This window comes from Candidatus Neomarinimicrobiota bacterium (genome assembly GCA_030743815.1).
Classification (GTDB): Bacteria; Fidelibacterota; Marinisomatia; order Marinisomatales; family S15-B10; genus UBA2146.
In genome coordinates this window covers 22,888-33,366 of record JASLRT010000019.1, presented here as the reverse complement: position 1 = coordinate 33,366, position 10,479 = coordinate 22,888, and the positions used below count along the sequence as shown (strand labels likewise).

Annotated in this window: 10 protein-coding genes; 3 read left to right on the top strand and 7 right to left on the bottom strand. The window is 48.6% G+C overall.

Going from position 1 to position 10,479, the window contains the following annotated elements; genetic code table 11:
- Both QF669_01760 and rnc read left to right on the top strand, forming a co-directional pair.
- On the top strand, window positions 1-527 hold a 527-nt coding region (locus tag QF669_01760), incomplete at its 5' end, for a beta-ketoacyl-[acyl-carrier-protein] synthase II (protein MDP6456170.1).
- Window positions 527-1,243 (top strand): ribonuclease III, encoded by a 717-nt coding sequence (gene rnc, locus QF669_01755; protein MDP6456169.1) that lies wholly within the window; start codon window positions 527-529, stop codon window positions 1,241-1,243. The genes QF669_01760 and rnc, both read left to right, overlap by 1 nt.
- A gap of 4 nt (window positions 1,244-1,247) precedes the next feature.
- Here the strand turns inward: rnc and QF669_01750 are convergent, their stop codons facing one another.
- The 6 genes from QF669_01750 to murQ form a co-directional block, all read right to left on the bottom strand.
- A complete protein-coding gene (locus tag QF669_01750) occupies window positions 1,248-1,805 on the bottom strand; it encodes a bifunctional nuclease family protein (protein MDP6456168.1) in 558 nt (185 codons plus the stop codon).
- A 60-nt stretch (window positions 1,806-1,865) separates the two neighbouring features.
- Window positions 1,866-2,918 (bottom strand): bifunctional phosphoglucose/phosphomannose isomerase, encoded by a 1,053-nt coding sequence (locus QF669_01745; protein MDP6456167.1) that lies wholly within the window; start codon window positions 2,916-2,918, stop codon window positions 1,866-1,868.
- A gap of 3 nt (window positions 2,919-2,921) precedes the next feature.
- Complete coding sequence (locus QF669_01740) at window positions 2,922-3,896, bottom strand: polyprenyl synthetase family protein (GenBank protein MDP6456166.1); 975 nt, start codon at window positions 3,894-3,896, stop codon at window positions 2,922-2,924.
- Window positions 3,889-5,259 (bottom strand): phosphomannomutase/phosphoglucomutase, encoded by a 1,371-nt coding sequence (locus tag QF669_01735; GenBank protein ID MDP6456165.1) that lies wholly within the window; start codon window positions 5,257-5,259, stop codon window positions 3,889-3,891. The genes QF669_01740 and QF669_01735 overlap by 8 nt, the downstream gene beginning before the upstream one ends.
- 9 nt (window positions 5,260-5,268) lie before the next feature.
- Window positions 5,269-6,360 carry an anhydro-N-acetylmuramic acid kinase gene (locus QF669_01730; protein MDP6456164.1) on the bottom strand — a complete coding sequence of 364 codons (1,092 nt, stop codon included), beginning with the start codon at window positions 6,358-6,360 and terminating at the stop codon, window positions 5,269-5,271.
- Between the two features lie 126 nt (window positions 6,361-6,486).
- Window positions 6,487-7,395 (bottom strand): N-acetylmuramic acid 6-phosphate etherase, encoded by a 909-nt coding sequence (murQ, locus tag QF669_01725; protein MDP6456163.1) that lies wholly within the window; start codon window positions 7,393-7,395, stop codon window positions 6,487-6,489.
- A gap of 143 nt (window positions 7,396-7,538) precedes the next feature.
- Here murQ and QF669_01720 point away from each other — a divergent pair, with 143 nt between their 5' ends.
- On the top strand, window positions 7,539-8,744 hold the full coding sequence (locus tag QF669_01720) for a hemolysin family protein (protein ID MDP6456162.1): 1,206 nt from the start codon (window positions 7,539-7,541) through the stop codon (window positions 8,742-8,744).
- Here QF669_01720 and QF669_01715 read toward each other — a convergent pair.
- The gene (locus tag QF669_01715) at window positions 8,741-10,414 is read right to left on the bottom strand and encodes a Na+/H+ antiporter NhaC family protein (GenBank protein ID MDP6456161.1); all 1,674 of its coding nucleotides are present in this window, start codon (window positions 10,412-10,414) and stop codon (window positions 8,741-8,743) included. The genes QF669_01720 and QF669_01715 overlap by 4 nt on opposite strands.
- Window positions 10,415-10,479 lie beyond the last annotated feature (65 nt).

The following is a 10,479-nucleotide window of genomic DNA, read 5'->3' as shown; positions in this document are numbered from 1 at the left end:
TGCTGGAAGAAGCCGAACACGCACAGTCAAGAGAAGCCGAGATCTATGGCGAAGCAGTTGGCTACGGCGCAACAGCCGACGCCTATCACATTACACAACCGGCACCCGGGGGCGAAGGCGCTATCCGCGCCATGAAGCACGCTATAGCTGATGCAGGAATCGAAGCCAAAGCTGTTGACTATATTAATGCGCATGGCACATCTACCCAGTATAACGATAAAAACGAAACCACTGCCATCAGAGCTGTTTTTGGTGACCACGCTGATACACTGACGGTAAGTTCAACCAAATCCATGACTGGACATCTCCTCGGTGCAAGCGGTGGTATCGAAGCAATTGCGTGCCTTCAGACTATCCGCACCGGAACCATTCCCCCAACTATTAATTATGAAACACCAGATCCAGATTGTGACTTGAACTACGCGCCGAACAAGATTGTCACGAAGGAAGTTAATGTGGCCATGTCAAATACCTTTGGTTTCGGGGGACATAACGCTGTGTTGATTCTTAAACGGTGGGAGAAGTAGTGATTTTTCAGCCTGTCAAACGATTTTTCAATCAACTTGCCAATAAGAATGGTCAGCTGATTAAACTTCAGGAACAACTTAGTTACTTCTTTTCTGACACCAATCTACTCATCCAGGCGATAACACATAAGTCGATGGCGTCGGACTATGCAACGAATTATGAGCGATTGGAATTCCTTGGCGATGCTGTTATCGACCACGTCATATCAGAGAAACTCTTTCATGAATTTCCTGAAGCCAGTGAAGGCATTTTAACGAAAAAGCGATCGGCGCTTGTCCAGAAATCATTTCTTGCCGATATGGGAAGCTTGCTGAATCTGTTGACATACATTTCAGCGGCATCATCCGTTAATCTGGCACAGGAAAAGGTGTCCCAGAAGCAACTAGCTAACGTTTATGAGGCTATTATCGGTGCCATACATCTTGACGGTGGAATTAATCCTTGCGAAAAATTGATCGAGCGAACCATCTGGAGTCATCGGCACGAAGCGTGGAGAAACATCAACTACAAAGGACTTCTGATAGAATATTGCCAAGGAAACCAACTCGGTACACCCAAGTTTGCAGTGACAAACATAGAAGGACCAGAACACGAAAAAGTATTCGAGGTAGCGGTGAAAGTGGAAGACAGAGAATTTCCTTCGGCAAGCGGTGTAACAAAAAAGGCCGCTGAACAGGAAGCGGCCCAAATTGCTCTGGATATATTAATTCCCTGACGCGTTACTTCTTGCTGAGTTTAATTATTTCATCCCTCAGTTCGGCAGCCTTTTCATATTCCTCTTCATCAATAGCTCTTCTCAGTTCGTCTTCCAGGGATTTCTTAGATAAGTCAAAACCGTGAGGCTGCTCTTCAAAACTGAATTCTGATTCAACATCATCTCGCAGCCCAGCCTCAGTCATGACGTTCTCTTCTACAAGGATTGTAGAACCGAGACGGAGAGCTATGGCAATGGCATCGCTGGGTCTTGAATCAATCTTCCTCTCCCCGGCACCGTTAGCCATAACCCTCAATTCGGCAAAGAAAGTTCCATCAGTTAGACTGGTAATAATGACCTCCGAGACATCTATCTCAATCTCTTCAAGTATAGTACTGATCAGATCATGAGTCATCGGTCTGGGAGTCTCCACGTTTTCCATTGCGAGGGCGATAGCCTGAGCTTCAAATGAACCGACAATCACCGGAAGTTTTCTGCCCTGTCCACCAATCTCCTGCAGCACAACAGCATAACCTTTGCTGGGAGGATAAAATGATATCTTAGTTACTTCTACTGGTATCATAGGGTCACGCCTTAAGTCCCATCTAATATAGTGCTCTTATTGTCAGATTGCAACTCCATTTCACACGGATAGAGACCGTTTCAACCGATCAATTTTCTCAACTGGCGAAGGATCGGTCTTATGAAGCATGGCCACCCAAAAACTTACCCAGTCGCCAAAATAGATGAGATAGAAGAATCTCTCAAATAGTGAATCTCCTTCGCTAACGATTTCAAGTTGGTATCGCACATTATCACCCAGAATATTGCGGGTCAGCTGCTGTCTCTTCAACGTTCTTTCGTGATGATCTTTGTCTATTAACCAGATTACGCCGAGCCGTTTGAGGAGTTCCGGGTTATTCTGGTATCCGACAATTTCGTTGTGATTCATTTCCGGCAGTACATGATGGAAAGATACCATCTTCCCGTTTTCAGCCAGCTGGCCGCGCCAGCGTAAAGCGACTGCACCCGTACCACATGCCTCACCGTAGATAACCGGAATCGAATTGTAAATAGTCTCAGCTACCTTAAGAGTTTGATTATCGGCCCCCTTTTCACCGAAACTATCTCTCCAACTCTTCAGATGTGCCGCGGTTTTCAGCAGATCTTCCTCTACCGAATAGTCCAACAATCCAGATTTTTCGAGAAGAAAGAGACCGGGAATGGCGAGATAACCCAGTGATGCTCTTGGCGGATGGCCGTCCGGAATAGCGATAAGATCGGCATCCATCTGTTTCAACCTCTTACTTAACTCTCCTCCTGAGCTAATTCCGGCTATGATAGCTCCTCTACTCTTCGCTTCATCAAAACACGCTAGAGTCTCCTCCGTATTGCCTGAGTAGCTGACACAGATGACTAGTGTCTCTTCTCCAACCCAGGCGGGAAGCGTGTAATTTCGAATTACGGAGAGCGAAGTATTCATGCTGCTGGAAACAAGTGCTGCAACAATATCGCCACCGATAGCAGAGCCTCCCATACCACAAAACACCACCGATTGGATACTCGAGTAATCACCGGAAAGATTTACTTCAGCACCGATTTTGATCGCTTCCTCCATCTGCTCGGGGAACCTGTAAATATTCTCGAACATGCCCAAAGGATCGTAGTCTTGCATCGCCTTGCCAAGATCAGTCATTACTTATCTCTTCCTCGTCATTACCATATCAGCGAATTCATTGAGATTTGCTCGACCCTTTTCGGAAAACGCGTCCAGATTAGATTTGGATAGTGCGCTCAGGCGTGCAACCTCTTCAGCCGCCGCATCTCGAACTCCAATCTCCTCGAAATAGTTCCGCAACGCCGGCAACAGGTCGTCTTCCAGATCTCTTCCTCCCATGGAAGTTAGCATCTTACGCCACCCATCAGGATCCGTTTCCATGGCACTGCAGGTGAGATAGGTTTTTTTCATGATGGTCACATCGCTGCCGAGACTCTTACCCATATTTTGCGAATCCGAGTAGATCTCCAGAACATCGTCCTGAATCTGAAAAGCTTGTCCGAGAAGAATGCCGAACTCCGCCAGATTACTCCCGCTCTGTTCATTACCATCTCCCAGAATTGCACCCATACGGCAGCACAATGAAAGAAGGGTCCCTGTCTTCAGTTTAACCATATTCAAATACTCATCAAGACTGACAGAATCTCGTGACTCAAAAGTTTTGTCCAGAGCTTGTCCTTCACACAATTGGAGAGTCGCACCACTCAGCGCCTGGATGCACATGAGTGGATTGATTCTGATCCGCGACAGGACATCAAAAGCGAGAGCAAAAATGGCGTCTCCCGCCAGGATGGCCGTCGATTCATCCCACTCTCTGTAGACTGTTTTTTGTCCATGGCGCAAATCATCCTGATCCATTATGTCATCGTGTACAAGGGAAAAATTGTGCAAGATTTCAACCGCTAACGCCGCCGGCATTGCATCATCTTCAGAAATATCGAACATATCGGCAACCGTTAACAAGAGAATAGGACGCAACCGTTTGCCACGACCCTTAAAAACATATCTCACCGGCTCATACAGATAGGTCGGTTCATGACTCTTGACGAGAGCCAGAAGTTCTCTGTCTATCCGCTCCCGGGAGGTTGAGAGAATGTCCTGAAAGGAGTCAGACATCTGTCGGAATCGAGATGTCTCCCATCTCTCCGATTCTACTGAAGACAAGGGATCTAATCTCGTCTCTCCTCTCAACTGATCCGGCCTCAAAACGGCAGACGATCACCGGTTGAGTATTCGAAGCACGAACCAATCCCCATCCGTCACCAAATCGGATCCTGACGCCATCCACATCGAGACAGTCATAATTGGCCTTGAAGTAGTCACTAGCCTCCTTAGCAATCCTGAACTTCTCTTCATCACTGATGCAGTCGAGACGCAACTCCGGTGTAGAGTAATATTGCGGCAGTTGTGCCACAAGTTCAGAGAGTTCTCTTTGCTGGCGCGAAAGCATCTGCACAACGCGGGCCGAAACATAGATGGCATCATCGTAGCCGAAATAGTCATCAGCAAAGAAAAGATGGCCGCTCATCTCACCACCGAATTTGCACCCCAGTTCCTTCATCTTCTGCTTAATGAGGGAATGTCCCGTCTTCCAGATGACAGGTTTGCCGCCGAGACGGACTATCTCCTCTTCCAGCGCCTGCGAACATTTCACATCAAAAAGTATTTCATCTCCCGCCTCGATTATCTCCGGCAGAAGCAGTGCCATGATCTGATCCGCCCAGACAACACCGCCATTCTCATCTAAAACTCCCAGACGATCTGCATCACCGTCGTAAGCCACTGCAGCATGGAAGTCTCCGCCCTGTGTGAGGGCAATCAGATCACTCAGATTCTTTTTGACAGTCGGATCGGGATGGTGGTTTGGAAATGTGCCGTCAACATCACAATAGAGTTCGGTCAGGTCGACACCAATCTCACGGAATATATTCGGTGCTGCCAGACATGCCGCCGCATTGCCGCAATCCATGGTGATCTTCATATCCCGCTCCAGCGTGATCTTGCCTAACACCATCTCCATATAGTCGTCAAGGATACGGTAAGCGACTTCGGTCCCTTCTCCTTTCTCAAAATCCTGACGCTCCATCAGATCCCGTAATTCAAGGATTTGACTACCGTAAACCGCACCTTTATCAAAGGACATCTTGAATCCGTTCATTTCCGGCGGATTGTGACTGCCTGTAATCTGGACGGCACCAGCCACATTCAGCTTCCACATGCTATAGTAATTGACAGGTGTCGGGAGTATGCCGATATCAATGACGTCAACTCCTGTATCGAGAACACCAGCCTTGAAGTCTGCCTTCAGCGCAGGCGTAGTGAGACGTATATCCCCGCTGAGGGAAATTTCCCTGGCCCCTTTCCGCTGAACAAAAGTTCCGAACGCCCGCCCCAAATCGTGAACAAATTCTGGTGGGAAGTCCTCAGCCACAGTCCCTCGCACATCGTACTCACGAAAAACGTAGGGATTAAACTTCATCAAATCTCCTTACAGGGTTAATTTACCGAGCACTACCGGATGACTGGCTCCGGTGACAGAAGGGAGGTTTCCCGGCACACTCTTCAGATAGGCTGCACCCAGGATGGCAAATCCCAGCGCCTCCTTCACATCGGGATCAACATTAAAGTGTACCGAAGAGGTAACTTCAACAGGAGAAAATTGCTGCGTTAACAGTTTCATAACGGTTTTATGATGAACTCCGCCGCCACTCACAATCACGTTTAATGTTTTTTCAAGAGTCGAAAATCGCCGACAATTTAGCACCACAGATCTCGCCGTAAAAAGAGATAATGTTGCCAGAAGATCATTCAGCTTCCAATCGGCAATTCCGGCCACATTCAGTCTCAGCCATTCCTTGCCAAAGTAGTCCCTGCCGGTCGATTTTGGCGGATCTTGCATTATGAATTTATCATTCAGCCACTCCTCAACGAGGCTTTCATCCGCAGTACCCTCTGCCGCCAGAGAACCGTGCTCATCAAAAGGTTGTTGTGCGCAAAGCATCATGGCCTCATCAAGAAGGGCCATACCGGGCCCGGTATCAAAACCGATAATGTCTTCACCAGAAGATCTTGCTGGTAGAGCGGTAATGTTCGCCACGCCACCCAGGTTGAGACAGAGAACAGTCGCGTCCTCTTTCTGAAAGAGCCACTTGTCTACAATCGGCATTAGAGGTGCTCCCGTACCGCCAACCGAAATATCTCGTGCACGAAAATCGGAAATTACCGGCTTGTTCAAAACTTCAGCGAGGAAAGAGGGTTCTCCAATCTGCAAGGTCGCTTCGCCGCTGATATGATGAACTGTCTGACCATGCACGGCCACTGCATCGATTTCGCCGATCCCTGCACTCGTTAGAAAGTCACTGGTAGACTCGGCATAGAAGCGTCCTAAACTGTAGTGCGTCTTTGTCACCTCTTCGGTAGTGCCCTCTAGCACTTGCCGAATATTCATCTTTAAATCAGAAGGGAATTGAATACAGGCTGAATCAATAGCTAAAAAGGCTACTGAATCTTCTCCAAAGTCGATATCAGATACGCAGATATCCAATCCATCCATAGATGTGCCAGACATGAGACCCACCATCCTAAGTGGAGACTTTTTCTCTAATCTGACAATACTATTCATAATCCGACAGATGGTTAACTGTTGCTATTAAAGATCGCACGGTTTGTAACTTATTCCTGCTCCGTGAATGTCAGTTGAGAATTGTTAATCATCCATTTCCAATGTCCGTCCCAAGAAGTCGTCGTGCTCCGCCAGAAGTTCCCCGGCTTCATCAAAGCTGCAACCGCGGTGATGCATGACAACGGCCGGTTTTACTTCCATGTGTGCATCTTCAAGTGCGGCCTTGGCCTCATCGTATGGTAAGCCTGTTAACTGAGCAATGATGCGTGTTCCGCGATCAACAAGTTTTTCATTAACGGCTTTCAAATCCACCATCAGATTACCGTAGACCTTTCCGAGTCTCACCATGGTGGCGGTGGATATCATATTGAGGATAAGTTTGGTAGCGGTGCCGGATTTCATTCGCGTGGAGCCGGTAATCACTTCACTTCCCACATCAACGGCAACGAGGACGTCCACTTTTACAGCAACCAGAGGCGCCGGATTGCAGATTAAAAACACTGTCTTACACCCTACTTCCCTGCCGTATTCCAAGGCACGTACAACATACGGTGTGGTGCTGCTGCTGGCGATACCGATGATAACATCTTTGTTGCTCAATCCTTTTTGCTCAAGATCTTTCACGGCATTTTTTGGCCTGTCTTCGGCTCCTTCAATAGATTTTTTCAACGCTGCTTCGCCACCGGCAATTATCCCCTGAAACATGTCCGAGGGCGCTGAAAAAGTTGGAGGACATTCAGATGCATCAAGTACCCCCAGCCGACCGCTGGTGCCGGCCCCGATATAAAAAACGTGCCCTCCCCCTTTGACGGCATTCACAGTCAACTCCACCACCTTTTCAACCTGGGACAGGACTTTTCCTACCGCCTCAGCAACACTTTTATCTTCGCTGTTAATTATCTCCAGAATCTCCGCCACAGTACGACGGTCGATATCGATGGAGGCGATGTTTTGCTGCTCGGTGTTAAGTGATTTACGGTTCAGCGAAGACATGATCGCAGAGGAAATTTAATCTAAACTTTTACTGTCTTGAAGTTAAGCAGGCGTTGGGAAGGATGCGAAAGTTTATCATTGATAAAACAGGTAACACGTGTAAACAGACTGTGTGATGAGGAAATATACTGTAACTTTAGACCGTGATCGAACCTGTTCTGGCTCTGGTTGGCCTTATCCTCTCGGCCTTTTTCTCTGGAAGTGAAATAGCATTCATTCAGGCCAACCCCATTCAAGTTGAAGTGTGGCAGAAGCAGGGACGCAAGGCAGCCGCCCAGACGTCCCGCCTAATGGCCGATCCAGAACGTTACCTGACTACAGTTCTCATCGGCACGAATCTGGCTAACGTTGTAACCTCTTCCTACGCTACCATCACTTTCATCAGTTACGGTGTGCCTCAAGGGTGGACAGTGATTCTCATCGCCGTCATTATACTTCTCTTCGGTGAAATCCTGCCCAAGAGCTTTTTCAGGGAAAATGCCACCGCGCTTGCTGTGGAAATAACTCCGCTCATGCGATTTATGGAAATCCTCATTACGCCATTCATCAGACTGGTAAAAGCCTATTCAAGGATTTTGAGTCGCGAAAACAGTTTACTGTCGCAGCCGTCGCTCACGAAGGAAGAATTGAGACTACTTTTTTCCGAAGCGGAAGTCTACGAAGAGGTTGAAGAAGACGAACTGGAAGTTATCTCAAAGATATTCGAATTCGGCACGCAGCCTGTAAAAAGGGCCATGACATCCAGAGTAGACATCGTCGGTATCCAGAGCAGTTCATCCCTGGAAGAAGCAGCCCAAATCATGTCAGACACAGGCCTGTCCAAACTGCCTGTTTATGAAGAAAGCTTCGACCACATCCGGGGAATTGTGTTCCTTCACGATCTCTTCGTCAATCCAGATTCATTGGCATCCATCACCAAACGGCCACTCTTCATCCAGGAAGATATGCCAGCCAGCGAAGCACTTAAGGAACTCAAGCGCCGCCATTCCAGTATCGCCATCGTCACTAGAACGGACGGCCGTAACTCCGGCCTGGTAACTGACGAGGATCTGGTGGAGGAGATTTTCGGTGAATTCGAAGATGTATTTGACGAGGAAGGACGAACGGTGACGCGGAGTCCGGATGGGAGTCTGGTTGTAGACAGCCTGGTTGAAATAAGCGAACTGAACCAGCAGTACGGTTTCAGAATTCCTGAAGGTAATTACGACACTATCGCCGGTTTTTTACTTGCCAGAGTTGGCAGAATACCTCGTGCCGGAGAATTTTTTGATTTCGGCTCATTTGGCGTAAAAATCCTTTCTGCCACCGCTAACCGCATCAAGCGGCTCCATTTGACAAAGAAGGGTTAGCCGGAAACCTGCAACTGTTTGCCGAGAAGTTGTACCACAACCGCTGTCGCCGCAACCGCCAAAGTGATACTCACAATCCACGGGATACCGTAGCCGACAAGCACAAAGCCGAAAATGATGGCGATGAAGCCGCCAGTTAGAGCGTACGGCAACTGTGTTCGAACATGGTCGATATGATCTGATCCTGACGCCATTGAAGAGAGGATGGTGGTGTCTGATATGGGAGAGCAGTGATCACCAAAAACAGCGCCTGAAAGTACCGCTGCAAAGGCGGACAGGAAAATGGGGCCTTGCACAACGTTGTTGGCGTTAACACCCTCGCCTGCCAGGAGTACAGGTACGATTACGGGAATAAGAATCGACATGGTGCCCCACGATGTGCCGGTGGAAAAACTGATGAGCGCCGCCACCAGAAAGGTCACCGCCGGGATGAGTTCCCGCGGGAACGACTCCGTGACCGATGCCAGATACTCGCCAGTCTTAACATCTTCGCAAATGTTGCCGAGACTCCACGCCAACACAAGCACCATGAATGCTACCAGCATCGCCCGCGCTCCGTTAATCCAAGCTTCGGTGGCATCGCGTAAAGTCATGATCCTCTTAACCACTGTCATCACGATTCCGATAAGCCCGGCAATAAAAGCACCCCACATGAGACTGGCATAGGAGTTAGCATTCCCGACAACATTGCGCACAGTCAAAGTCATCTGCTTCGCTTCAGCCCCTTCTATCCCGGTGATGACGAGACCGAAGAGCGTGATCAGAACCACGGCAACGATGGGGACAAGAGCATTCGACCAGTGAGTTGCCGCCATTCCCTTTTGAGCTTCCGTCTGAAGTTCCGTATTCTGCAACGGCCGTGCTCCGTCAGCCATCACCTTTCCCTCATTCCTTGCTCTTTCTTCTGCCTTCAGCATCGGGCCATAATCTCTCTTACGCCACAGTAGCTGAAACATGAGGACGATGGCCAGGATACAGTAGAAGGAATACGGAACCGACCGGATAAAAGTAATGTAAGGGCTCTCCGTCACATTGAACTTCTCATACGGATCGTTCAGGAGTGACATCTGGAAGACTGACCATGTACTAATAATAGCCAGGCTAGCCACCGGAGCGGCGGTGGAGTCTACCAGATACGACAGCTTTTCCCGCGACACTCGAAGCCTGTCAGTAAACGGGCGCATCATATTGCCGACAAAAAGCGTGTTTGAGTAATCATCAAAGAAGATCATGACGCCCATTGCCATAGTTGCCAATTGTGTGCTGCGGGCGGTGCGGGCATATTGTGAGATACTTTCCACAATTCCCTTCATACCGCCGTTGGCACTGACGAGACCGATGATACCGCCAAAGCCGAGGCTGAAAAGGATTATGGCGGCATGGGATTCGTCCGCCATGGCATTCACCAGATAGGTGTCAAGAGTTCTTGCCAGACCGGAGATGGGGTGAAGATCCTGCAGCAGCACAGCACCAATCCAGACACCGCAAAACAGAGAGATGATCACTTCGCGGGTAATGAGGGCCATCGCAATGGCAATCAGAGGAGGCAGTAGCGACAGGATGCCTGGGAAAAAGTTATCATTTAACAGATCGTCCGGCAGGGCAAACTCCACCACCACAGCCGTGACGGCCAGCAAAATTACAAAAACTGTTCTGATTGGGATACTCACGAAGAGTCGCAATATAGAAGAGCTTCACTGGCGAAAAAAGTAAATTTTCATTCTGAAAAAGGCGA